Genomic DNA, 24,247 nt, shown 5'->3' on the forward strand with positions numbered 1-24,247 from the left:
TAGCAGCGATTGCAAATTTAGCCGTGGTAACCGGCTGCCACCACCTTTCGCGCGTGCCGCCCATAATCGCCTCCAACATGCAGCGGCGGAGACTGATTTGGCGAAGGCAATCCATTCCATGATCCGGGTTCTCCAAGAGGCCAGATCCGTCGATTTCTACAGAAACGCTTTCGGGCTCGACGTCGCCGATAGGCTGGATTTCGAGACATTCACGCTGATTTACCTTGCCAACGCCGAAACGGGGTTCGAGCTCGAACTCACCGTGAACAAGGGCCGCACCGAGCCTTATGGGCTTGGCGACGGTTACGGCCATCTGGCGGTCTCGGTGTCCGATCTCGACAGCGAACACGACCGGATCGGCGCGCTCGGCCTCAACCCCAAGAAGATCGTCGAATTCAACCGCGACGGATCGCTGATCGCCCGCTTTTTCTTCATCGAGGACCCCGACGGCTACAAGATCGAGGTTCTGCAGCGTGGAGGGCGCTTCCAGTAGGGGATTATCAGCCGCATTCAGCCGCGCGGCGCCAGCAACGGCGCTGTTCAAGGGCGCAAACAGCAAGCAGGGAGGAACAAATGGTCACGATCTATGACGCGAGGCTCTCACGTCGTGAACTTCTCAAGCGCGGCGGCATCGGCGCGTTGCTCGTCATTTCCGGCAGCGCCGTCATCAGCCCTGAAAATGCCTGGGGGCTCGAGACATCGGCGCTCAAGCCCGAAACCATGGCAACGCTGATCCAGATGGCGCGCGACATCTATCCGCACGATCAGGTGCCCGACAAATACTACGCCATCGCCGTAAAAGGGCATGATGAGCAGGCCGGCAAGGACGCTGCCTACAAGACGATGATCGAAGACGGCATCGCCAACCTCGACAAGAAGTCGGGCGAGGGCGGCTATCGCGGCCTCGGCTGGGAGGAGCAGCGCGTTGCCGTGCTGCAGCAGATCGAGGCGACGCCGTTCTTCCAGTCCATCCGCGGCGGCCTCGTCGTCAGCCTCTACAACCAGCAGGAGGTGTGGCCGATTTTCGGCTACGAGGGCGAATCCTACTCCAAGGGCGGCTACATCGCGCGCGGTTTCGACGACATAGAGTGGCTCTGAGCCCTTCCGTCGTTCTGAAACCCCGCAAACAGGAATTCATGGGAGGAAACCATGGCAGCTTCATTTGATCTCAACAACGACGGCGTGGTCGTGATCGTCGGCTCCGGCGCCGGCGGCGGCACGCTCGGCAACGAACTCGCCCAGAAAGGCGTCGATGTCGTCATCCTCGAGGCCGGCGCGCGCCACGAATACGAGGATTTCATCAACGACGAGTGGGGTTCCTTCAGCCAGCTCGCCTGGACGGACAAGCGCACAACCTCAGGCGACTGGCGGGTGTCGAAGGATTTCCCCAATTTGCCGGCCTGGATCGTCAAATCGGTCGGCGGCTCGACCACGCACTGGGCCGGCGCCTCGTTGCGCTTCCAGAAGCATGAGTTCAGGACGCTCTCGACCTACGGCAAGCTGGAAGGCGCCAACCTGCTGGACTGGCCGGTCACATTGGCCGAGATGGAGCCGTACTACGCCAAGGCGGAAGCCAAGATGGGCGTCACCGGCACCAATGGCTGGCCGCGGCTGCCCGGCAACAACAACTTCAAGGTGCTCAAGGCCGGCGCCGACAAGCTCGGCTATAAGGAATGTCATACCGGCAACATGGCAATCAATTCGGTCGAGCGCGACGACCGCAACTCCTGCCAACAGACCGGCTTCTGCTTCCAGGGTTGCAAATGGGGCGCCAAATGGTCGACGCTCTACACCGAGATTCCCAAAGGTGAGGCGACCGGCCATCTCGAGGTCCGGCCAAACGCCATGGCGATCAAGATCAACCATGACGCTAGCGGAAAAGTGACCGGCGTCGTCTATGCCGACAAGGACGGCAATCTGCAGGAGCAGAAGGCCCGCATCGTCGCCGTCGCCGGCAACTCGATCGAAAGCCCGCGCCTGCTGCTGAACTCCGAGTCAGCGAAGTTTCCGCAAGGGCTTGCCAATTCGTCGGGGCAGGTCGGCAAGAACTACATGCGCCACACCACCGGTTCGGTCTACGCCATCTTCGACCAACCGGTGCATATGTATCGCGGCACCACCATGGCCGGCATTATCCGCGACGAGGCGCGGCACGATCCCTCACGCGGCTTTGTCGGCGGCTATGAATTCGAGACGCTGTCGCTCGGCTTGCCCTTCATGGCCGCCTTCCTCAATCCCGGCGGCTGGGGCCGTTCCTTCACCACCGCGCTCGACCACTATGATCACATGGCTGGCCTGTGGATCGTCGGCGAGGACATGCCGCGCGCGGAAAACCGCGTCACGCTGCACAAGGACGAGAAGGACGCGCACGGTATGCCGATCGCCGACGTGCATTTCGATGATCATCCCAACGACACGGCGATGCGCAACCATGCCTACAAGCAGGCCACAGCGCTTTACGATGCGGTCGGCGCGACGCGCTCCTTCCCGACGCCGCCCTATCCCTCAACCCACAATCTCGGCACAAACCGGATGAGCGAAAAGGCGGAAGACGGCGTCGTCAACAAGCACGGCCAAGCGCACGACATCAAAAACCTGTTCGTGTCGGACGGCAGCCAGTTCACCACCGGTGCGGCTGAAAATCCGACGCTGACGATCGTGTCGCTGGCTATCCGCCAGGCCGAATACATCGCTTCGCAAATGTCGGCCAAGACGATCTGAGCCGTCCTCCGGGATCGCTACGCGGAACGCGCATGGCGCGTTCCGCCCTTTTTTCCTAGGACTCACTATGCGCCGACCGGCTGTCCGTCCTTGCGGCGGATGGCGACGACGGACGGTCGCGGCAGCTGGCCATCCCTGAAGTCGGGCCACAGCGTCTGCGCCTTGTCGAGCGTCTCTGCATCTTCCGCAGGGTGCTGCACCGACAGGAACAAAGTCGAGCCGTCCGGCGTGAAGCACGGGCCGGTCGCTTCGGCGCCGTGCGGGCAGGTGAACAGCAGCTTCGGCAGGCCGCGCGCCGCACCTTCGGTGTCGACGCCATAGACGCCGTCCGGCAGGTCGAAATCATTGGCGCCGTCCGTCGCCACCCACAGCCGCCCGGCCGGATCGAAGGTGATGTTGTCGGGGCAGACGAACCAGCCATTGTCCGACGTATCCGGATGGAAGGTGGCGCCGACCTTGGCATCCCTGGGATTGCCGCAGAGCACGAACAGGTCCCAGGCATAGTTTTCGGCCGTGTGGTCGGCGTCCGCGCCGCGGCCGCCGGGCGGGATCAGTTCGACAATATGGCCCCAGAGATTTTCCGGCCGCGTGTTGGCCGGATTGACCTTTGACTGGTCGCGCTTCTTGTTCTTGGTCATCACCGCATAGACGCGGCCGGTCACCGGATTGGTCTCGATGTCCTCGGGCCGGTCCATCGGCGTGGCGCCGAGCGCATCTGCCGCAAACCGCGTCTTCAACAGCACCTCGGCCTGGTCGGCAAAACCGTTCTCGACGGTAAGCTTGCCCTGGCCGTGCACCAACGGCAGCCACGTCATCGAGCCATCGGCATCGAAGCGGGCGACCGACAGCACGCCATCGTCGAGCAGATCGGCGCCGGAGGCCGGGTTGGCCTTGTCATAGGCCTTGGCCGAGACGAAGCGGTACATATATTCGAAATAGTCGTCGTCACCCATATAGACGACAACGCGGCCGTCCTTGTTGAGGACCACGGTCGAGGCCTCATGCGACATGCGGCCAAGTGCCGTGCGCTTCACCGGCCTGGACTGAGGATCGTAAGGGTCGATCTCGATCACCCAGTCGAAGCGGTTGGCCTCGTTCGGTTCCTTGTCGAGGTTGAAGCGGTCATGGAAGCGGCCGCGGCCATAGATGTCGGAGCCGTCGAAGCCGTAACGGTCGAGCAGGTCGGCAGTCGGCGCCTTTTTCGGGTCGCCGCCGAAAATGTCGGACACGCCTTCCTCGCAGGTCAGCACCGTACCCCAGGGGGTGAAACCGCCGCTGCAATTATAGCTGGTGCCGAGCACTTTCGTGCCAGTCGGGTCGGCCGAAGTTTTCATCAGCGCATGGCCGGCAACCGGTCCGGAAACGGTCATTTCGGTGTTGGCGGTGATGCGGCGGTTGAGCGGGCTGTCCGCCACGCTTGCCCACTTGCCGTCCTTCAATTGCACCTCGACGATCGAATGGCCCATCGCGGCCATCCCGAGATCGACCTGTTCCTTGGTCATCGTCTTGCCGGCATCGCCCTCGGTCATCCCCGGAAACATCACATTGGGCGAGATGTATTCGTTGTTGACGCAGAGCAGGCCATGATCGGAATTCACCGTGCCCTTGGGCAGCGGCATGAAGGCGATGTAGTCGCAATTGTAGCCGAAGCGCTTTTCCTGTTCCTCCGCCGCGACCTTGTTGCCGTCGAATTCGGCGAGGCCGGCTGCAAGCGGGTCGCCCCAGCGCGCGACGATGGTCGTCTCATAGCCTTCGGCGGCGGCATGGGTCTTGCCGTAGACCCGTTTGAGCTCGGGAAAGCCGAGCGTCGACTGCGCTGCGGCGGCATGCGTTTCGCCGGCAAACAAGGAGCCGACAAAGCTGCCGCCGGCAATCAGCGCGCCGGAGGCGAGGCTGCCTTTCAAAAGAGACCGGCGCGAGACGCGCTCGGCAATGATTTCGCGGATGACGGGGGAGGATGAAGACGGTGTATTGGCCATGGTGTCTGCCTCTCAGGGTGGATGTTACGGCGCACCGTTGCCCTAGTCTGCTTAGGCAACATTCACATGACATAAGAGGAAGGTTTTGCCGCAACTGGGCGCGGCACTACGCATCGCTCAGCCCTTGGTGCAGGTCGAGGCGGTGAAGGCGCCGTCGGGCTGCTTCAGAATGATGTCGAATGACGGGGCGGTCTCGCCGTCCAGTGTTGCCTGTGTCATGGAGACGGAGTTGCCACCGGTGGTATAGCCGCCCAGCGGCCCGAGCCAGGTGATCTCGCCATTGGCATTCATCTGATAGTTGTAGCCTTGCGTCGCGGTGCCGAATGTCACCGGACCACTATAGACATTGCCCTTGATGGTGATGTCGCCGAGGTTGAGGAAGGCGCCGAGCAGGTAGACCTCGCAATGATAGGTGCCGTCCGGAAGCTTGCCCTCGCTGAAATCGGCGCGCGCGGCGCCGCTCGTTGCCATCAGCAGCAGGATGCCGGAAATGCATGAGGTGCGAGATGTCATGACGTCACTCTTTTGAGGGCGAGCTTGCCCTATTTTTGCGCGGTACCGCAACATTTTCAGCCCGGAACACACGGCCGGAGATCAAAAACTAGGCATTTGTCTCAATTGGGCAAAAATTAGGCAAAAGCCATGTGCGCTGCGCAAATTTGCCTCAATCAATTTTCGCCGGCTACCACTGTTTTCTCGAGGCTAATATACCAACCGGCTGATAACGCTCGGCTATTCCATCTTCGTGAGCGGCGCCTTTGCGTTTGGCACGGCAGTTGCATTGCATTATCGCGGTGCAATCAAACAGCTTGGGAGTCTTCGGTATGAGGGGTAATTTCTCCACAATAACAAAAATGTTTTCGGCCGGCGTGGTCGCCGCCGGCCTGTCGATGTCGTCTCCGGCCCAGGCCGCCGAAGACACGATCAAGGTCGGCATTCTGCATTCGCTGTCGGGGACCATGGCGATTTCGGAGACGACGCTGAAAGACGCCATGCTGATGCTCATCGAAGAGCAGAACGCCAAGGGCGGCCTGCTCGGCAAGAAGCTTGAGGCGGTCGTTGTCGATCCGGCCTCCAACTGGCCGCTCTTCGCCGAGAAGGCGCGTGAGCTGATCTCCAAGGACAAGGTCGCCGCCGTGTTCGGCTGCTGGACTTCGGTGTCGCGCAAATCGGTGCTGCCGGTGTTCTCGGAACTCGACAACATCCTGTTCTACCCCGTCCAGTATGAGGGCGAGGAAAGCGAGCGCAACGTGTTCTACACCGGCGCCGCCCCGAACCAGCAGGCGATTCCCGCTGTCGATTATCTCATGAGCGAAGACGGTGGCTCGGTGAAGCGCTGGGTGTTGGAAGGCACCGACTACGTCTATCCCCGCACCACCAACAAAATCCTCGAGGCCTATCTGAAGGCCAAGGGCGTCGCCGCCGAAGACATCATGGTCAACTACACGCCGTTCGGCTTCTCCGACTGGCAGACCGAAGTCTCCGCAATCAAGAAATTCGGCTCGGCCGGCAAGAAGACCGCCGTCGTCTCGACCGTCAATGGCGACGCCAACGTTCCGTTCTACAAGGAACTCGGCAACCAGGGCATCAAGGCCGAGGACATCCCGGTCATGGCCTTTTCGGTCGGTGAGGAAGAACTGGCCGGTCTCGATACCGCGCCGCTGGTCGGCCATCTCGCTGCCTGGAACTATTTCGAGAGCGTCGACACACCCGAAAACAAGAAGTTCATCGCCGACTGGCACAAGTTCATCAAGAATGACAAGCGCACCACCAACGACCCGATGGAAGCTCACTATATCGGCTTCAACATGTGGGTGAAGGCGGTCGAAAAGGCTGGCACCACCGATCCCGACAAGGTCATCGACGCCATGGTCGGCGTGTCCGTGCCGAACCTCACCGGCGGCTATTCGACCATGATGCCGAACCATCACATCACCAAGCCGGTGCTGATCGGCGAGATCCAGGCCGACGGCCAGTTCGAGACCGTGTCGCAGACGCCCGGCCTCGTGATGGGCGACGAATGGTCCGACTATCTGCCCGATTCCAAGGACCTGATTTCGGATTGGCGCGCGCCTCTGTCCTGCGGCAACTTCAACGTTGCCACCGGCAAATGCGGCGGCAAGGGCACGAACTGATCCCTCCCGGGACTGACCGATCGTGGACGCGTCCACGATCGGTACCGCCAAGCGTCCGGGCGCTTCAGCCCGCCCGGACGCGGAATTTCCCCACAGAAGAGTATCTGAACGGATGATCCTGTTGCGCACTCTCGGCCTCATGCTGGTGTTCCTGGTGGCAAGCCTATTGCCGTCGAACGCAGCCGAAGCCGATCTGCGCGCCATCGTCGCCAAATTCGCCACGGGCACGGGCTTTGCCACCACTGAGGCTGTTGTGCGCGAACTTGCCGCCACCGGCGATCCGCTGGTTGAACGGCCGCTTGCAGCCCTCGCCGAAGGCAATCTCTACATTCGTAAAGCCGATTCAGCCGTCTTCGTCGGCAGTGAGGCCGCCGACAGCGTCACGCTGCTCGACCCGCTGAGCGGCGAGAAAGCCGGCGACGCCGCCAAGGCCGACATCACCAAGATCAAGGTCAACAACACGCTGCGTCGTGTCATCCGAGATGCGCTGGGAACGCTGACGTTGCGCGCGAAAGATCCTTCTGTCCGCATCGCCGCCGCCGACACCATGTTCAAGACCCCCGATGCCGCCAATATCGAGCCGCTCGATGCAGCCATCGCCGCCGAGACCGACGCCAAGGTCAAGGCATTGTTCGAACAGGCGCGCGCGGCATCGGTGCTGGTCTCCGACAAGCCGGAGGCCGACAAGCTTGCCGCCATTGCCCTGATCGGCGCGCGCGGCGACCGCGACGCGGTCTCGCTGCTCACCGCGGTCGAGGCCAATGCGCAAGGCGCGGTCAAGGATGCCGCGACGGCGGCAATCACCAGCATCAATTCGAGCCTGGCGCTGTGGGATGCCGGCCAGAACATATGGTACGGCATCTCGCTTGGCTCGGTGCTGCTGCTGGCCGCCATCGGCCTCGCCATCACCTTCGGCGTCATGGGCGTCATCAACATGGCGCATGGCGAGATGGTGATGCTCGGCGCCTACACCACCTTCGTCGTCCAGCAGGTGATCCGAACCTCATTCCCCGGCCTGTTCGACTGGTCGCTGGTGATCGCGCTGCCGCTCGCCTTCCTGGTTGCCGCTTCCGTCGGCCTGATCATCGAGCGCGGCGTCATCCGTTTCCTCTACGGCCGGCCGCTGGAAACGCTGCTCGCAACCTGGGGCGTCTCGCTAGTCCTGCAGCAGGCGGTGCGCTCGATCTTCGGACCGACCAACCAGGAGGTCGGCAACCCCTCCTGGATGTCGGGATCGTTCGATGTCGGCCAACTCGCCGTCACCTGGAACCGCCTCTGGATCCTGGTCTTCGCGCTCACCGTCTTCGGCGTGCTGCTCTTTGTTATGAAGCGCACGCCCTGGGGCCTTCAGATGCGCGCCGTCACCGCCAACCGCCGCATGGCCGCCTCGATGGGCATCAGGACGCCTTGGGTCGATGCGCTGACCTTTGCGCTCGGCTCCGGCATTGCCGGCATTGCCGGCGTCGCGCTCAGCCAGATCGACAATGTCTCGCCCAATCTCGGCCGCGGCTACATCATCGACAGCTTCATGGTCGTGGTCTTCGGCGGCGTCGGCAATCTCTGGGGCACGCTGGTCGGCGCCTTCTCGCTCGGCATCGTCAACAAGGTTCTCGAACCCTATGCTGGCGCGGTGCTCGGCAAGATCGTCGTGCTGGTGCTGATCATCCTGTTCATCCAGAAGCGCCCGCGCGGCCTGTTCGCGCTCAAGGGCAGGGCGGTGGAAACATGATCACGGGACGCTTCTTCGCCGCGGGTGCCGACCGTCGCATCGCCATCACTATTTTCATCCTGCTGACGGCCGCCATTATCGTGCCGCTGCTCAACCTCGCAGTGTCGCCGCAAAGCGCGTTCTATATTCCGTCCTACATCGTCGCGTTGACGGGCAAGTACCTCTGCTATGCATTGCTTGCCTTGGCGCTCGATCTCGTCTGGGGCTATTGCGGCATCCTCTCGCTCGGCCATGGCGCCTTCTTCGCCCTCGGCGGCTATGCGATGGGCATGTACCTCATGCGCCAGATCGGCTCGCGCGGCGTTTACGGCAATCCGATCCTGCCCGATTTCATGGTGTTCCTGAACTACAAGGAATTGCCCTGGTTCTGGACCGGTTTCGACCACTTCTGGTTCGCCGCCATCATGGTGCTGGCGGTGCCCGGCCTGCTCGCCTTCGTCTTCGGCTGGTTCGCCTTTCGCAGCCGCGTCACCGGCGTCTATCTCTCCATCATCACCCAGGCGATGACCTACGCGCTGCTGCTCGCCTTCTTCCGCAACGACATGGGTTTCGGCGGCAACAACGGCTTGACCGATTTCAAGGATATTCTGGGCTTCAACGTGCAGGCCGACGCCACCCGCTCGGCCCTGTTTGCCGCCAGCGCCATCATACTCGCGCTCGCCGTCTTCATCACCTGGGCGATCGTCGGCTCCAAATACGGCAAGCTGCTGATGGCGGTGCGCGACGCCGAGAGCCGCACCCGCTTCCTCGGCTGGCGGGCGGAGAACGTGAAGCTGTTTGCCTTCACCGTCTCGGCTGTCATGGCCGGCATCGCCGGCGCGCTCTATGTGCCGCAGGTCGGTATCATCAATCCCGGCGAATTCGAGCCGTCCAATTCCATCGAAGTCGTGATCTGGGCAGCCGTCGGTGGGCGCGGCACCATTGTCGGCCCGATCGTCGGCGCGCTGCTGGTCAACGCCGGCAAATCCTGGTTCACCGGCCTGCTGCCGGAGTTCTGGCTGTTTGCGCTCGGCGGCCTGTTCGTCGCCGTAACCCTGTTCCTGCCCAAGGGCATCGTCGGCATGTGGGATTCCTGGCGCGGTAACGCTCGGGCGATGCGGGCTGCAGCGATTGCAGAGGAAGCGGGCACAGACCCTGATGCCCCGCCGCCATCGAAGATCGTGCGCAGCGCAGCAACAACGCCCGGTGCCTGGTCCGCGTCCGGGCCTGAACCGCAGCCGGCGGAATAGAGCGATGTCGAAGTCCAACACCATCCTCTATCTCGACGGCGTCTCGGTCTCCTTCGACGGTTTCCGCGCCATCAACAATCTGTCGCTGGTGCTCGACAAGGGCGAGATGCGCGCCATCATCGGTCCCAACGGCGCCGGCAAGACGACGATGATGGACATCGTCACCGGCAAGACCCGGCCCGACGAGGGCGAAGTGTTCTTCGACGGCCAGGTCGATCTGACCCGGCACGACGAGGCGGAGATCGCCATGATGGGCATCGGCCGCAAATTCCAGAAGCCGACCGTCTTCGAAAGCCACAGCGTCGAAGACAATCTGATGCTGGCGCTGAAGGGCCCGCGCTCGATCTTTCCGGCGCTGTTCCATCGCCGCTCGGCCGCCGAAGCCAGACAGATCGACGACATCCTCGGCATCATCCGGCTGGGCGACAAGCGCCACGATCTGGCAGCCAATCTCAGCCATGGCCAGAAACAGTGGCTGGAGATCGGCATGCTGCTGGCGCAGGACCCGAAGCTGCTTTTGGTTGACGAGCCGGTCGCAGGGATGACCGATGCCGAGACCGAGGAAACCGCGCGGCTGCTCAAGGACATAGCGCGCGACCATTCGGTCATCGTCGTCGAGCACGACATGCATTTCGTGCGCGAACTCGGCGTCAAGGTCACCTGCCTGCATGAGGGCTCGGTGCTGTCGGAAGGCTCGCTCGATTTCGTCTCGGCCGACGAGCGGGTCGTCGAAGTTTATCTCGGGAGATGAGCATGGTCTGGCGGGTGCAATTCCATCGCTTCGACTTTTCGTTCCTCCGCTTCTGGAGAAGGCGCTGACATGCTCGAAGTTTCCAACGCCACGCTCCATTACGGCGCTGCTCAGGCGTTGCGCGGTGTGTCGCTGACGGCGGGTGCCGGCAAGATCACCTGCGTGCTCGGCCGCAACGGCGTCGGCAAGACCAGTTTGATGAGATCGATCGTCGGCCACCACCGGCTGACGAGCGGAAGCGTTGCCTTCGAGGGGAAGGCGCTCGACCGGAGCGCGGCGTATGATCGCGCCCGGTCGGGCATCGCATTCGTACCGCAGGGCAGGGAGATCTTTCCGCTGCTGACGGTGCGCGAAAACCTGGAGTCCGGCTTTGCGCCGTTGAAGCGCGCCGACCGCAACGTGCCGGCGCATGTCTTCGAACTGTTTCCGGTGCTGAAGCAGATGCTGGGGCGGCGCGGCGGCGATCTCTCAGGCGGCCAGCAGCAGCAGCTCGCCATCGGCCGGGCGCTCGTCATGCGGCCGAAACTGCTGGTGCTCGACGAGCCGACCGAAGGCATCCAGCCCTCGATCATCAAGGACATCGGCCGCGCCATCCACTATTTGCGCGATCAGGCCGGCATTGCGGTGCTTCTGGTCGAGCAATATCTGGATTTCTGCCGCGAGCTCGCTGACGAGGTCAACATCATGGACCGCGGCCAGATCGTCCACACCGGCCCGGCCGAAGATCTCGACCGGGCGGACGTCAGGAAGTTTCTGACGGTTTAACGCAGGTCGACGGCTGCACGGATCGTACACGTCGAAGATTGGCTGAAATGCCCACAATCACTTCGTCATTCTAGGGCGGAGCCAAGGAGCGGAGCGACGCGCGCAGACCCCAGAATCCATGCCGCGACATCAGCCAAAGAGTGCCGCGATGCAGAACAAGATCGCTTCTGCGGCACATTGGCCATTCCACATTCTGCACCGTTAATGACGCTTCTTCGTCCCGGCATGGATCCCTGGGTCTTCGCTCCGCTTCGCGTCGCTACGCCCAAGGATGATGAAGTCGCGAAGGTCCGCGCCCGTTGCGTCGGACTTTCGTCCGAGGCCGCCACACTCTGGCACGCCGAAAACTGCATGCTAGTCTTTCCTAGGCCTCGGTGAGTCGGCCGCTTCCGTATCAGTCTGGTTCTGTAGCAGGTCGAGGGAATATGCTGGCTCAGCCTGCAAGTTCCACGCAAGCAAGCCACCCTAGCTTCCCTCGCAGTTCTGATTGTCGGTCAATGCGTTCAGATAATCTTGCCAGGAGAATAGGGCTATGGAACGGTTCGTCGAGGATCACCAGAAACGACGGCTGACAGAGCGTGTCGACATCATCACCGCCATCAACATTCTGCGCTCGCAAGGCTACCAGCAGGATGAGCTGATCGGCGAAATCACCAAGGTTTTCTACGTCGACCTCGACACTTACAACGAGATCGTCATAGCGGCCTAAAAGCGCGTCGCGCCTGAACGGCCTCATGCGACGCGCTTTGGGGTGTTGTGTTACGTGTGGTGAGGTTCAGGCCGGCTGAATATCAGCCCAGCCTACCCGGCGCGCCGGAAGGCGAGCACACGGTTGCGGCCGCCGCGCTTGGCGCCGTAAAGCGCCTTGTCGGCGGCGCTGAGCACCTTGTCGAATTTGGTGCCGCCCTCGCTGCCGAAGGCGTAGCCGGCGCTGACCGTGCAGGAGAGCAGGCGGGTCTCGGTATCGATCCGGCGCATGGCAAAACTGGCCCGGATGCGCTCGGCTATGAATTCCACCTTTTCAGGCAAGGTGCGATCGAGCACCAATGCAAATTCCTCTCCGCCCATGCGCGCGGCGACATCGCCTGGCTGGAGATTGGCGGTCAAATCCTTGGCGAATAGTTTCAGCACCTCGTCGCCGGTGGCATGGCCGAACTCGTCATTTATGGCCTTGAAGCCGTCGAGATCGAACACGATCACGGCGGTGAAGGACCGGACCGGTGTTTTGCCGTGCAGGTCGAACAAAGCGCGCCGGTTGAGCAGTCCGGTCAGCGGATCGGTCAGCGCTTCGCGGCGATGATGCTGCGCCAGGCGTCCCTGGTTGAGCGCCAGCGAGAGCGCGCCGATGCCGGTCATGCAGGCGATGACGACGATGAGGCTGAAATCCTCGGCCCAGTTGCTCGGCGCATGGCCAAGCACCAGCCTGCCATCCCAGACAAGTGCACCGGAGCACAGCACGAAGGAAATTGCGGTGGCGGTGTAGAGCCCTGCAATGCCGAGGATCGGGGCCGGGAATTCCGTACGACCCTTCCAGTATTCATAGGCCGTCGCAAACAAAAGCAGCGCGGCGAAGGCATTCTCCAGCATGAAGCCCAGCCCGTCATAGCCAAGCGCCATCGGCGGCAAGGCGACTGCCAGCGAGACGCCGGCGCCGACAGCGATGCGCGGCAATGGCGAGCGGCCGGTCGTGAACTGATGGGCCGCGCCCAGCATGGTCGCGAAGCCGAGCAGCAGGAACGTGAAGCTGGCGAGGCCGAGCAGGCGTCCGGGCGCGTCGATATAGGCCTGGTAGGCGAAGACGTCGGCGACGATCAGAAGCACGCTGACCGCCCAGGTCAGCAGGAATTTTTCCGAGCGCGCGGTAAGCCAAATGCCGAACAGCGTCAGGCCGAGGCAAGCGGCGGAAAACCCGACAGCCAACAGAAGGGAACTGTAGTCGAGCGACATGCCCTCGTCCTTGCGCGCGGCGGCCGGCCTCTAGAAAGGACCCGCACCGGATTTATGCAGGATGGAGGTATCGATAAGGTTACGATGCGCATAAGCTATCACGCTTCGGTTCATCGTAGCAATTCTGGGTTGAAACCCTTTTCAAGGGAAAGCGCTGACCGCTTTCCCGGGAAAACCGTTCCACACTTTTCCTGGAATTGCTCCTAATGCATGTCGCCCAGAAGTGTGCCGCGGTTCTGGGACAACGGCATGCATCAAGACAAAGACTTAAATCGCGTCGTATGAATCCGTTTCAGCGCGACGCGCTTTAACCGATCAGCTCACCCGCTTCATCAGCGCCATGGCGCCGAACGGCGCGCGCACCTTGCCCTCGGTGATGAAGTAGACGAACACATCGCGCGGTTTCACCGGCGCGTCGAAAGTCGGATCGGCGCGCCGCAGATCGGCCGGCTGCTTGCCTTGCGCCCAGGTCTTCACCCGCGCTGCCCATTCGTCCAGGCCATTCGGCGTATAGCAATCCGGATTGTCGTCGCTGCCGGTCTGCAGCCGCGCATAGATAAAATCGCCGGTGATGTCGGCGATACCAGGATATTTGGCATGGTCGGCATAGACGATTGCCGCCTTGTATTTGCGCGCCAGGCCCACAAATTCCGGCACGCTGAAACTGTCGTTGCGCACTTCCAGCGCATGGCGCAGCGCCACGCCATCCTGCTTTTCCGGCAGCAGCTTCAGGAAGGCCTCGAAATCGTCGGCGTCGAACTTTTTCGTCGGCGCGAACTGCCACAGGATCGGGCCCAGCTTGTCGCCCAGCGCGGCAATGCCGGAGCCGAGGAAGCGCGTCATGGACTCGCCGGCTTCGCCAAGCACGCGGCGGTTGGTGACGAAGCGATTGCCCTTCAGCGAATAGACGAAACCGTCCGGCGCCTCGCCCGCCCATTTGACGAAGGTCGGCTCCTTGAAGCTGGAATAGTAGGTGCCGTTGACCTCGATGCTCGGTACCTGGCGGGTGGCGTAACTCAGCTGTTTGGCCTTGGAAAGCTTGTCCGGGTAGAAGGACGTATCCCAGGGTTCGAAAGTCCAGCCGCCCATCCCGGCGCGGATTGTTCCTTGGCTGATCATCGTCTTCCTCCCAGTTCCTAAAAATGCGGTCAGGCTATTTTTCCAACCGGTTTGATCATGTCGACCACGGTCCATCCGGGACGGTGGGGATTGGCTCGGCGGCCCGTTTCGTGGAAGCCATAGGCCGTATAGATCTCGATGTTCCGCTCCATGCGCGAATTGGTGTAGAGCCGCACCTCCGGCACACCCCATAGCCGCGCCTGTTCCTGGGCGAAGTCGAGCAGCGCGGTGCCGAGTTTCCTGCCCTGGAAAGCGGGGGAGACCGCGACGCTGAAGATCATCGCATGATCGGGATGGCGCTCAATAACGATCAGCCCGGCGAGTTCCGCGCCGCTCTCCAAGAGCCAGACCTCGCCACGCTCGATGCGTGGCGCATAGTCCTCGGTGACTGGGAGCGGCGGCGCGCCTAACAGGGGGGTGTAGTGCTCATAGGCGGTCTGCGTCAGCGAGACGACTGCGTCGAGATCACCGGCAAGCGCCTGTCGGACTGTCATTCAAAGCTCTCCAGGCGCCCGACCGGTCTGTCAGTTACTCCGCCGCTTCGCGCTTGCCTCCGGGCCGCCGCTCCAAAAGCTCCTTCAGGAACTGGCCGGTGTAGCTGCGCTTTTCGCGCACGATGGCTTCCGGTGTGCCCTGTGCCACCAGTTCGCCACCGCCATCGCCGCCTTCGGGGCCGAGGTCGAGCACCCAGTCGGCGGTCTTGATGACTTCGAGATTGTGCTCGATGACCACCACCGTGTTGCCCTGGTCGACCAGTTCGTGAAGCACTTCCAGCAACTTGGCGACGTCGTGGAAGTGCAGGCCGGTGGTCGGCTCGTCGAGGATGTAGAGCGTCTTGCCGGTCGCCTTGCGCGACAATTCCTTGGCGAGCTTGATGCGCTGCGCCTCGCCGCCCGACAACGTCGTCGCCTGCTGGCCGATATGGATGTAGCCGAGGCCGACCTGCTTCAGTGTGTCGAGCTTGTCGCGCACGCCGGGCACGGCGGCAAAGAAATCGACACCTTCCTCGACCGTCATGTCCAGGACGTCGGCGATCGACTTGCCCTTGAACACGACATCCAGCGTCTCACGGTTGTAGCGCTTGCCATGGCAGACGTCGCAGGTGACATAGACGTCGGGCAAGAAGTGCATCTCGATCTTGATGACGCCGTCGCCCTGGCAGGCTTCGCAGCGGCCGCCCTTGACGTTGAAGGAGAAGCGCCCCGGCTGGTAGCCGCGGGCCTTGGCTTCGGGCAGGCCAGCGAACCAGTCGCGGATCGGTGTGAAGGCGCCGGTGTAGGTGGCCGGGTTCGAACGCGGTGTGCGGCCGATCGGCGACTGGTCGATGTCGATGACCTTGTCGAGGAATTCGAGGCCCTCGATGCGGTCGTGATCGGCCGGATGCTCGCGCGAGCCCATGATGCGGCGCGACGCCGCCTTGAACAGCGTCTCGATCAGGAAGGTCGATTTGCCGCCGCCAGACACGCCGGTGACGGCGGTAAAAGTGCCGAGCGGGATTTCGGCAGTGACGTTCTTGAGATTGTTGCCGCGCGCGCCGACGATCTTCAGCCGGCGGTTCTTCTTGGCCTCGCGCCTGACACCGGGCGTGGCGACTTCGAGCGCGCCCGACAGATATTTACCGGTGATCGAATTAGGATTGGCCATCACCTGCTGCGGCGTGCCCTGTGCGATGATCTCGCCGCCATGGATGCCGGCGGCCGGACCCATGTCGACGACGTAGTCGGCATGCAGGATGGCGTCTTCGTCATGCTCGACGACGATCACCGTGTTGCCGATGTCGCGCAGATGCTTGAGCGTGTCGAGCAGGCGGGCATTGTCGCGTTGGTGCAGGCCGATCGACGGCTCGTCCAGCACATAGAGCACGCCGGTGAGGCCGGAGCCGATCTGCGAGGCCAGACGGATGCGCTGGCTCTCGCCGCCCGACAGCGTGCCGGAATTGCGCGACAGCGTCAGATAGTCGAGGCCGACATCGTTGAGGAAGCGCAGGCGGTCACGGATTTCCTTGAGAACGCGCACCGCGATCTCGTTCTGCTGGTCGTTGAGATGTGGCGGCAGTTCGGTGAACCACTGGTCGGCCTTGCGGATCGACAGCTCTGTGACTTCGCCGATATGCTTGCCGGCGATCTTCACCGCCAGCGCTTCCGGCTTCAGCCGGTATCCCTTGCAGACCGGGCAGGGCGTCGCCGACATGAAGCGCTCGATCTCCTCGCGCATCCAGGCGGATTCGGTTTCCTTCCACCGCCGTTCGAGATTGGGAATGACGCCCTCGAACGTCTTGGTGGTCTTGTAGGAGCGCAGGCCGTCATCATATTGGAAGGTGACCTCGCGCTCGCCGGTGCCACGCAGGACGGCATCCTTTGCCTCTTCGGTCAGGTCTTTGAACTTGTCGCCGAGCTTGAAGCCGTAGGCCTTGCCCAGCGCTTCCAGCGTCTGCGCGTAATAGGGTGAGGTCGATTTCGCCCACGGGCTGACGGCGCCGTCGCGCAGCGAGACGTTTTCGTCCGGCACGATCAGGCTGGCGTCGATGGCGCGCTGATTGCCGAGGCCGTCGCAGGTCGGGCAGGCGCCGAACGGGTTGTTGAACGAGAACAGCCTGGGCTCGATCTCCGGAATGGTGAAGCCGGAAACCGGGCAGGCGAATTTTTCCGAGAACAGGATGCGCTCATGCGTCTCGTTCTTCGATTTGTTGACCGAGTCCTCGCCGGTCTGGCTGGCGTCGAGCGGCCGGTCGGCGAACTCGGCCACCGCCAGCCCTTCCGCCAGCTTGAGCGCCGTTTCGATGGAATCGGCAAGCCGTGTCGCCAGGTCGCCGCGCACGACGATGCGGTCGACGACGACATCGATGTCGTGCTTGTACTTCTTGTCCAACGCCGGCACATCGGCGATCTCATAGAAGACGCCGTCGACCTTGATGCGCTGAAAGCCCTTCTTCTGCAGCTCCAGCAGTTCCTTGCGATACTCACCCTTGCGGCCGCGCACGATCGGCGCCAGCAGGAAAAGGCGCGTGCCTTCCTCGACCGCCAGCACCCGGTCGACCATCTGTGAAACCGTCTGGCTCTCGATCGGCAGGCCGGTCGCCGGCGAATAGGGGATGCCGACGCGCGCGAACAGCAAGCGCATGTAGTCGTAGATCTCGGTGACGGTGCCGACCGTCGAACGCGGGTTCTTCGACGTGGTCTTCTGCTCGATCGAGATGGCCGGCGACAGGCCGTCGATCTGGTCGACATCCGGCTTCTGCATCATTTCGAGGAACTGGCGCGCATAGGCCGACAGGCTCTCGACGTAACGGCGCTGGCCCTCGGCATAGATGGTGTCGAAAGCAAGCGACGATTTGCCGGAGCCCGACAGGCCGGTCATGACGATCAGGCTGTCACGCGGCAGGTCGAGATCGACATTCTTCAGGTTGTGTTCGCGTGCCCCGCGAATGGAAAGGTATTTTTGGTCGGCCATCGCCGGTCGCCGCCTCAGGTCTGGTGTCAGTGGGATCGGCGGGTTTTCCCGGCCATTCCCTATGTAGGTATTTTTGCCGCCACGTCGAGAGACGCCACACTTCTCGACCAAAGCCGTTTAACCGTCTTTCGCGCGAACGGGCAAGCGGAAAGAACAAAGACCGAACACGCTCCTGACAAAGCTGTGCAGAAACTGACAAGGGTGTTTCAGAAACTGACCCTGACGTAAGCTCCCGGCGATCACATTTTCCGTAACCGGCTATTCAAGGTTGACGCCGTCGAATCAGGGGCGCACTCTGCCGGAGTCAACGGAGCCGGCCGTCTTTGATGGCCTCGCCGCCCATAGCGGCCTGCGAGACGCCGCAGGTTTTTGCGATTTGTGCTTCGGATTGACACCAGTCGCAACGGACATAGGAGCGGAGCATGACGCCACCGGATAGTCCCTTGAGGCTCCACCTGCTAGTGGAGCCGCGGCGGGCATAAGTGCCAGGTAGTTTCAAGGCATTGGAGTGTATGCGTCCAAACGAACGCATCGCGTCAGTCCAACAAACCACCAGACAAACCGTGACCTGCCGAATCCCACAAAAATCAGAGACGGCTAGTCGGATCGTCGGCTGAATGCCGCGAGCATCCGAAATCAAAGTCGGTATAACACTACCGGCAGTTTGGATTTGGAATCCAAAAAAAGCCCCGACCGTTAGCGGAAGCAACGGCGGGGCTGTTCTTTTGCGAGGAAGTCGTCGGCGCAGGCTTTCTCTCCCGTATAGTAGCTGGGAGAAGGGGCTACCGGCGCGGCGGCTTGATCCCACCCGTGCCGACATCGACAGTGATGCTGCCGGAAATCCTGACATCGGTGTCGCCGATCTTGAACGTGCCGTTCTCGCCGGCAGACAGCGCGTCGTCCGGCTCCGGCTGCGGCGCGGGCTTGGCGATGCGGTAGTCGCCGGTCACGCCGGGCAGAGCGCCTTTCCGCGACGTGCTGGTGCTGCCCCCGGCAAAGGCCATGCTCGATGTCGCCGCCGTGATGGCAATGGCTATGGTCAGTCTGTTCAGGTGGTAGCGCATGGCAAGACTATAGTGCCGCGCTCAAGGCGAGGCCAGACCAGCGGCGTTGAAATTGAGGGAACACCGGCCTGCATTCAATCCGCCGATCAGGCCGCTGCCTGCTTGCGGGTGTCGAAGACGTGGTCGACGAGGCCCCAGTCCTTGGCCTCCTTCGCGGTCATGAAGAAATCGCGGTCGAGCGTGCGTTCGACCTCTTCGTGGGTGCGGCCGCAATGGTGAGCGTAGAGGTCGGCCATGTGCCGCTTGGTGCGCAAAATGCCTTCGGCGTGACGCTGGATGTCGGAGGCCTGGCCCTGGAAGCCACCCAAAGGCTGATGCAGCACGATGCTGGCATTGGGCAGCGCGATGCGCCGCCCCGGCGTTCCCGCCATCAGCAGGAAGGAGGCCATCGACGCGGCAAAGCCCATGCACACGGTCGACACCGGGCAGCTGACATATTGCATCGTGTCGTAGATGGCGAAACCGCTGGTCACCACGCCGCCCGGCGAGTTGATGTAGAGCGAGATCTCCTTGTCGGGATTGTCCGATTCCAGCGACAGGAGCTGGGCGCAGACCAGCGCCGACATGCCGTCATTGATCTCGCCATTGACGAAGATGATGCGCTCGCGCAGCAGCCGCGAGAAAATGTCGAAGGCGCGTTCGCCGCGGCTCGATTGCTCGATCACCATCGGCACCAGATTGGCAAAGCCGCTCATCTCATTGTCTCCGTTTTGATTTTTCCGGTTCAGGCGGCGCGCAGCAACAGGCGTGGCGCGTTGGCGGCGACAGGCCGCTTGGGCTTGTATGCGCGCAGCCAGAGCCGGCAGCCGGCGCCGGCCATCGCGACCGCAGGCGTCAGGACAAACCCGTCATGGACGATGCGCAGATGCGTGCCGCCGGAAACGGTGCGGGCGAGTGTGAAGGTGACGATGCTCTCCAGCTCCTCGCGGTCGGCGTCGCCGGAACGCTCGCGCCAGGAATAGCGCAGCAGGCGCCCCGGTTCGGCATCGAGCACTTCGCACTCGATCGGCTTCTCAGGCCCGGCAAAGGCAAAGCGGCTGCCGGTTTCCGGCTTGATGTCGTTCGGCATCATCCATTCCGCCAAGAGGTCCGGCACGGTCAGTGCCCGCCACACTTTTTCCGGTGCGTCCGGCAGATCGCATTCGAAGGCGAGGGCATCTTTGGCGGTCTGCGTCTGCTTTTCGTCGGTCATTGGTCCATGTCCTTCAAAACGGCCTTCAGTCTTTCGATGCGCTCCGGCCAGAATGCGCGGTAGCGTTCGATCCAGCCGAGCAGCGGCTCGAGCCCTTGCGGATCGGCGCGATAGTAGGCGTTGCGGCCGGCGCGTCTTTCGCTGACCAGGCCTGCGCCGCGCAGCACGGCAAGGTGCTGCGACACCGCCGGCTGCGACACGCTCATGCCAGTGCGCAACTCCGACACGCTCATCTCGCCGGCGGTCAGCCGCTCGTAGACGGCGCGTCGCGTCGGGTCGGCCAGGGCGCGAAAAATCTCTGCTTCGATCCTGCCGGGCCTCTAAGCCGTGGGGAACAAGATGGGCCGATCATCGCGAGGCAGGAGTAGTATTTATGAATTCCAACGTCGATCTTTCGTCCGCCGAGAACCTCAACGAGGCTCTGAGGCTCTATCGCCGCCTCGTACTCGGTATAGGAGCGATCGCCGTCATCGGTTTCGTGGCCGTGATCTTGTTGGCCAAGCTGGGTACGGCGCTATCGCCGCCACACGGGATTTACATCTTCGGCGAAGGATTGGGGACCTGGGGCCTGATCGCGGTGGTAGCGGCGCTCGTCGCTCAGGTGTGGTGGCACGGGCGCGCGATCGGGAAATTGCTGAATGACCCGGCTCTGAAATCTGAACCTGCAGTCGGGCTGATGTCGGCGCCAACCGTGATCGCACAGCGCGCCCATGGCATGGGCATGGAGTGGAGCGGCTTTTTCGGTCCGTTGCGGCCAGCTAAAAAACGGCGCTGACGACACCGCTTCTCGCCCCTGCGTGTCAGCTAAATCCACGCGCCCGCGTCGGCGATTGCTGCCATTCCTTGACAATCCGTGGTTAACAGTATAGGAACGAAAAGGGAACAAAAACCTTGTGGGAAAAGCCAGCCGCGGCAAGCCAGGATTGTGCGCGGCCTGTAAGGTGAACGACTTGAAATTTGTTTCGGATGAGCACGGAGAAGTGTCATGGCGGGTAGCGTCAACAAGGTCATTCTGGTCGGTAACCTCGGCGCGGACCCTGAAATCCGCCGCCTGAATTCCGGTGATCCGGTCGTCAACATCCGCATCGCCACGTCGGAAAGCTGGCGCGACAAGAACTCCGGCGAGCGCAAGGAAAAGACCGAATGGCACAACGTGGTCATTTTCAATGACCAGATCGCCAAGGTCGCCGAGCAGTACCTGAAGAAGGGCATGAAGGTTTACGTCGAAGGCCAGCTGCAGACACGCAAATGGCAAGACCAGACCGGCGCCGACAAGTACACGACCGAAGTCGTGCTGCAGAAATTCCGCGGCGAGCTGCAGATGCTCGATTCTCGCGGCGAGGGCGGCGGTCAGGTCGGCAACTATGCCGGCGGCGGCGGCGCGAGCCGTGGCTCGGATTTCGGCCAGTCTGGCCCCAATGAGAGCTTCAACCGCGGCGGCAATAGCGGTGGCGGCGGTTCCAAGGGCGGCGGTGGCGGCGGCTCGTCGCGCGAACTGGACGACGAAATCCCGTTCTGAGCTGACGGTAGTTAGCGATATCTGAGGAGAGGGCGCGATGTCGCTCGGACCGCTTCTATCGGCGCGCCCTCCCATTCCATGGCACGCCTTCGCGGCCCTTGCCGCGCTGGCCATTGGCGCTACGCAACTGGCGCTGCCGAAAGGCACGACGCGTCATCGTGTCGTCGGCTATACTTGGGCGGCGCTGATGCTGGTCGTCGCCATCTCCAGTTTCTGGATCCAGCAGATACGCCTCGTCGGTCCGTTCAGCCCGATCCATCTCTTGTCGATTTTAGTGTTGATCGCCGTGCCGCTGGCGGTCTGGCACGCGCATATGCATCGGGTCGCGAAACATCGCAGGGTCATGATATCGCTGTATGTTTTCGCCCTGATCGGCGCCGGCGTGTTCACGCTGCTGCCGGGGCGGATCATGCACACGGTCGTCTTCGGCCAGTGACGCTTTCTGAAAGGAAGATTGCCGTGAAAGCACGGATTAAATGGGTCGAGGAGCGCACCTTCGTCGGCGAGTCCGGCAGCGGCCACAAACTGGTGCTGGGGACCGCCCCCGGGCCGGAAGGCAAGACGCCAGGTCCGAGCCCGATGGAGCTGGTGCTGATCGGCACCGGCGGCTGCTCGGCCTATGATGTCGTCCACATCCTCGAAAAAGGCCGCGAGGCGATCGAGGACTGTGTTGTAGAACTCGACGCCGACCGGGCCGAAACCGACCCCAAAGTCTTCACCCGCATCCACATGCATTTCATCGTCACGGGCCACGCGCTGTCGCGCGACAAGGTCCAGCGCGCCATCAACCTGTCGATCGAGAAATACTGCTCGGCCTCGGCCATGCTGGCCAAGACGGCTGTCATCACCCACGATTTCGAGGTCGTCGATACGGCAGTGGAGTAGGGAGCAGGGAGCAGGGAGCAGGGAGCAGGGAGCAGGGAGCAGGGGCTGCCGTTCACCCCGCCATCAGCGCCTTGATCCCATCCGCGACGAACTGAACCGCAAGCGCGGCCAGGATGACGCCGAGCAGGCGGGTGAGGATCGAGCGGCCGGTCTGGCCGAGGATGCGGTCGATGCGCTCCGACAGCACGAACACCAGATAGGTGATGGCAAGGCAGACGAAGATGATGCCGACCAGCGCCGCTTGTGCTGCAAAACCCTGAAAAGAGCCCGACAGTAGCACAGTCGCCGAAATCGCACCGGGGCCGGCGATCAGCGGGATCGCCAGCGGGAAGGCCGCGATGTTGTGGATCATGTCCTTGGTGATGGCGACGTCGCCGATCTTCTCCTTGCGGTCCTGGCGGCGCTCAAACACCATTTCGAACGCGATGAAGAACAGCAAAAACCCGCCGGCGACGCGGAAAGCCGGCAACGTGATGCCGAACACCGACAGGATGGACGCCCCGGCCACCGCAAACAGCGCCATCACCAGGAAGCCGATGATCGAGGCGCGCACCGAAACCTGCTGACGTTCCTCGCGGTTCATGCCGCGTGTCACCGCGAGGAAGAGCGGCGCGAGACCTGGCGGGTCGATGGTCACCAGAATGGTGACGAAGGCGTTGAACAGGCTGTCGAAACTCGGCATCGCTGACCCCTCCCGCCGGGCCGGACCCCTGCGCCACGATAGTGGTAGAGCAAAGCCTGGCCGGTGGGAACCGTCTGAGATGGCGATACCGGAGACGCCGGCTATGTTAGGCGGCAGCGTTGCAATAGGCCTCCAGGCGATAGCCGTCGGGATCGACGATGAAGGCAGCGTAATAGTCCTCGCCATAGTCGGCGCGCAGGCCCGGCGCGCCATTGTCGCTGCCGCCTGCACGCAAGGCGGCGGCATGGAAGGCGACGACACTCTGCCTCGTCGGCGCGGCAAAGCAGAAATGCAGACCGGACTTCTCGTCCGATGGCACTGGCCGCTCCGCGTCGTTCACCCACAGCGCGACGGCTTGCGCACCATAACCCAGTGAGCCTGGCGACTGGCTGAGGCAGGAATAACCGAGCGGCTTTAGCGCGGCATCGTAGAAGGGCTTCGAAACGTTGGTGTCGCGGACGCCGATCGAGACATGGTCAAGCATGCTTTTGGTCACCTTTTTGCAATATGTTGCGTCATCAGTCGTGGGCGACGCGGCGCGCCAGGAACTCGACTTCGAGACGCCATGTCTTGCCATCGTCGTGCGAACGCTCGCCGAGCCAGCGGAAGCTGTCTTTCGTGATGCGCGAAAAGCTCCAGCGGACCGAGGAACCAGTGCCGTCGGCGCCGACCTGCACAATCGTGTCGCCTTCGGCGCGACCAAGCTGGCGGCTGTAGTATTGGTTGCGCGGGTCGCTCCAGAAGATGTGCCAGGCATCCGAGCCGGGATCATAGGCCCGCAGCGTTGTGCCATAGAAAGTCCATTTGCCGAGAGAAGGCGAGGGGCCGGCATCCCGCGCGGGCAGGATCCATACATCCTGGATCGCCCTGCCTTCCAGGACCCAGCCGAAATGCACCTCGCCGCGTCCGGTGAGAACCGTGCCGTCCTCGAGATGGCGCGTGGCATCGAATGTCCAGGCGCCGACGAAGCGGCCGTAGAGATCAAGCTTGTCAGCCAGACCGGGGTTGGGGCCGTCGCTGTGGAGCGCTTCGGCAAAGGAGGATGTACCGATCATACTTGCTGCCTTCGTTGTGTCAGGA

26 protein-coding genes are annotated in these 24,247 nt (G+C 62.5%); 13 read left to right on the plus strand and 13 right to left on the minus strand.

All coding sequences use genetic code 11. The annotated features are described in order from the left end of the window. Positions 1-97 precede the first annotated feature (97 nt). The 3 genes from ACYG9Z_RS27050 to ACYG9Z_RS27060 all read left to right on the plus strand — a co-directional run bounded on the left by ACYG9Z_RS27050 (position 98) and on the right by ACYG9Z_RS27060 (position 2,721). On the plus strand, positions 98-493 hold the full coding sequence (locus ACYG9Z_RS27050; RefSeq protein ID WP_023684616.1) for a VOC family protein: 396 nt from the start codon (positions 98-100) through the stop codon (positions 491-493). Positions 494-573: 80 nt separating this feature from the next. Next, on the plus strand, positions 574-1,098 hold the full coding sequence (locus ACYG9Z_RS27055; RefSeq protein ID WP_023684617.1) for a twin-arginine translocation pathway signal: 525 nt from the start codon (positions 574-576) through the stop codon (positions 1,096-1,098). A 51-nt stretch (positions 1,099-1,149) separates the two neighbouring features. After that, entirely contained in the window at positions 1,150-2,721 is a 1,572-nt protein-coding gene (locus ACYG9Z_RS27060) for a GMC family oxidoreductase (RefSeq protein WP_023752196.1), read from the plus strand. Positions 2,722-2,786: 65 nt separating this feature from the next. Here ACYG9Z_RS27060 and ACYG9Z_RS27065 read toward each other — a convergent pair whose 3' ends face one another. Both ACYG9Z_RS27065 and ACYG9Z_RS27070 read right to left on the minus strand, forming a co-directional pair. Further along, positions 2,787-4,700 (minus strand): PhoX family protein, encoded by a 1,914-nt coding sequence (locus tag ACYG9Z_RS27065; RefSeq protein WP_023752197.1) that lies wholly within the window; start codon positions 4,698-4,700, stop codon positions 2,787-2,789. A 117-nt stretch (positions 4,701-4,817) separates the two neighbouring features. Continuing rightward, positions 4,818-5,213, minus strand: a complete 396-nt coding sequence (locus ACYG9Z_RS27070; protein ID WP_023688644.1) for a hypothetical protein — start codon at positions 5,211-5,213, stop codon at positions 4,818-4,820. 311 nt (positions 5,214-5,524) lie between these two features. Between ACYG9Z_RS27070 and urtA the strand changes: the two genes are divergently transcribed. The 6 genes from urtA to ACYG9Z_RS27100 all read left to right on the plus strand — a co-directional run bounded on the left by urtA (position 5,525) and on the right by ACYG9Z_RS27100 (position 12,018). Further along, positions 5,525-6,835, plus strand: coding sequence for an urea ABC transporter substrate-binding protein (urtA, locus tag ACYG9Z_RS27075; protein WP_023688643.1), 1,311 nt, complete (start codon positions 5,525-5,527; stop codon positions 6,833-6,835). A 112-nt stretch (positions 6,836-6,947) separates the two neighbouring features. Further along, the gene (gene urtB, locus ACYG9Z_RS27080; protein ID WP_023752198.1) at positions 6,948-8,564 is read left to right on the plus strand and encodes an urea ABC transporter permease subunit UrtB; all 1,617 of its coding nucleotides are present in this window, start codon (positions 6,948-6,950) and stop codon (positions 8,562-8,564) included. Beyond that, a complete protein-coding gene (urtC, locus tag ACYG9Z_RS27085; protein ID WP_023670933.1) occupies positions 8,561-9,793 on the plus strand; it encodes an urea ABC transporter permease subunit UrtC in 1,233 nt (410 codons plus the stop codon). The genes urtB and urtC overlap by 4 nt, the downstream gene beginning before the upstream one ends. Positions 9,794-9,797: 4 nt before the next feature. After that, a complete protein-coding gene (urtD, locus tag ACYG9Z_RS27090; RefSeq protein WP_023696501.1) occupies positions 9,798-10,544 on the plus strand; it encodes an urea ABC transporter ATP-binding protein UrtD in 747 nt (248 codons plus the stop codon). 69 nt (positions 10,545-10,613) lie between these two features. Beyond that, positions 10,614-11,309, plus strand: a complete 696-nt coding sequence (gene urtE, locus ACYG9Z_RS27095; protein WP_023706182.1) for an urea ABC transporter ATP-binding subunit UrtE — start codon at positions 10,614-10,616, stop codon at positions 11,307-11,309. Between the two features lie 532 nt (positions 11,310-11,841). Continuing rightward, positions 11,842-12,018 carry a hypothetical protein gene (locus ACYG9Z_RS27100; RefSeq protein WP_023670936.1) on the plus strand — a complete coding sequence of 59 codons (177 nt, stop codon included), beginning with the start codon at positions 11,842-11,844 and terminating at the stop codon, positions 12,016-12,018. Positions 12,019-12,110: 92 nt separating this feature from the next. On the opposite strand, the gene ACYG9Z_RS27105 is transcribed toward ACYG9Z_RS27100, so the two are convergent. The 8 genes from ACYG9Z_RS27105 to ACYG9Z_RS27140 form a co-directional block, all read right to left on the minus strand. Beyond that, positions 12,111-13,256, minus strand: a complete 1,146-nt coding sequence (locus ACYG9Z_RS27105) for a GGDEF domain-containing protein (protein ID WP_023670937.1) — start codon at positions 13,254-13,256, stop codon at positions 12,111-12,113. A gap of 315 nt (positions 13,257-13,571) precedes the next feature. Further along, positions 13,572-14,375, minus strand: coding sequence for a DUF72 domain-containing protein (locus tag ACYG9Z_RS27110; protein WP_023693383.1), 804 nt, complete (start codon positions 14,373-14,375; stop codon positions 13,572-13,574). Between the two features lie 29 nt (positions 14,376-14,404). Next, entirely contained in the window at positions 14,405-14,869 is a 465-nt protein-coding gene (locus tag ACYG9Z_RS27115; protein WP_023706185.1) for a GNAT family N-acetyltransferase, read from the minus strand. Positions 14,870-14,903: 34 nt separating this feature from the next. Continuing rightward, the gene (gene uvrA / locus ACYG9Z_RS27120) at positions 14,904-17,825 is read right to left on the minus strand and encodes an excinuclease ABC subunit UvrA (RefSeq protein WP_023752199.1); all 2,922 of its coding nucleotides are present in this window, start codon (positions 17,823-17,825) and stop codon (positions 14,904-14,906) included. Positions 17,826-18,607: 782 nt separating this feature from the next. Continuing rightward, positions 18,608-18,829 (minus strand): hypothetical protein, encoded by a 222-nt coding sequence (locus ACYG9Z_RS27125; RefSeq protein ID WP_155923853.1) that lies wholly within the window; start codon positions 18,827-18,829, stop codon positions 18,608-18,610. A 146-nt stretch (positions 18,830-18,975) separates the two neighbouring features. Beyond that, positions 18,976-19,584: an ATP-dependent Clp protease proteolytic subunit gene (locus tag ACYG9Z_RS27130; RefSeq protein WP_023684630.1), complete on the minus strand. Its 609-nt coding sequence runs from the start codon at positions 19,582-19,584 to the stop codon at positions 18,976-18,978. Between the two features lie 29 nt (positions 19,585-19,613). After that, positions 19,614-20,081, minus strand: a complete 468-nt coding sequence (locus ACYG9Z_RS27135) for an SRPBCC family protein (RefSeq protein ID WP_023752200.1) — start codon at positions 20,079-20,081, stop codon at positions 19,614-19,616. Then, on the minus strand, positions 20,078-20,389 hold the full coding sequence (locus tag ACYG9Z_RS27140; protein ID WP_031244131.1) for an ArsR/SmtB family transcription factor: 312 nt from the start codon (positions 20,387-20,389) through the stop codon (positions 20,078-20,080). The genes ACYG9Z_RS27135 and ACYG9Z_RS27140 overlap by 4 nt, the downstream gene beginning before the upstream one ends. A gap of 65 nt (positions 20,390-20,454) precedes the next feature. Here ACYG9Z_RS27140 and ACYG9Z_RS27145 point away from each other — a divergent pair, with 65 nt between their 5' ends. The 4 genes from ACYG9Z_RS27145 (at position 20,455) to ACYG9Z_RS27160 (ending at position 22,485) form a co-directional block, all read left to right on the plus strand. After that, a complete protein-coding gene (locus ACYG9Z_RS27145) occupies positions 20,455-20,856 on the plus strand; it encodes a hypothetical protein (protein ID WP_023706189.1) in 402 nt (133 codons plus the stop codon). A gap of 210 nt (positions 20,857-21,066) precedes the next feature. Continuing rightward, on the plus strand, positions 21,067-21,600 hold the full coding sequence (ssb, locus tag ACYG9Z_RS27150; RefSeq protein WP_023670946.1) for a single-stranded DNA-binding protein: 534 nt from the start codon (positions 21,067-21,069) through the stop codon (positions 21,598-21,600). A gap of 37 nt (positions 21,601-21,637) precedes the next feature. Continuing rightward, on the plus strand, positions 21,638-22,036 hold the full coding sequence (locus tag ACYG9Z_RS27155; RefSeq protein WP_023752202.1) for a DUF2306 domain-containing protein: 399 nt from the start codon (positions 21,638-21,640) through the stop codon (positions 22,034-22,036). A 23-nt stretch (positions 22,037-22,059) separates the two neighbouring features. Continuing rightward, positions 22,060-22,485, plus strand: coding sequence for an OsmC family protein (locus tag ACYG9Z_RS27160; RefSeq protein WP_023706191.1), 426 nt, complete (start codon positions 22,060-22,062; stop codon positions 22,483-22,485). A gap of 52 nt (positions 22,486-22,537) precedes the next feature. Here ACYG9Z_RS27160 and ACYG9Z_RS27165 read toward each other — a convergent pair whose 3' ends face one another. The 3 genes from ACYG9Z_RS27165 to ACYG9Z_RS27175 form a co-directional block, all read right to left on the minus strand. Next, on the minus strand, positions 22,538-23,167 hold the full coding sequence (locus ACYG9Z_RS27165) for a MarC family protein (protein WP_023670949.1): 630 nt from the start codon (positions 23,165-23,167) through the stop codon (positions 22,538-22,540). A 106-nt stretch (positions 23,168-23,273) separates the two neighbouring features. Then, positions 23,274-23,651: a VOC family protein gene (locus ACYG9Z_RS27170; protein WP_023706192.1), complete on the minus strand. Its 378-nt coding sequence runs from the start codon at positions 23,649-23,651 to the stop codon at positions 23,274-23,276. Between the two features lie 34 nt (positions 23,652-23,685). Next, positions 23,686-24,222 carry a hypothetical protein gene (locus ACYG9Z_RS27175; protein ID WP_023706193.1) on the minus strand — a complete coding sequence of 179 codons (537 nt, stop codon included), beginning with the start codon at positions 24,220-24,222 and terminating at the stop codon, positions 23,686-23,688. Positions 24,223-24,247: the final 25 nt, after the last annotated feature.

It is taken from the genome of Mesorhizobium sp. RSR380A (assembly GCF_054719385.1).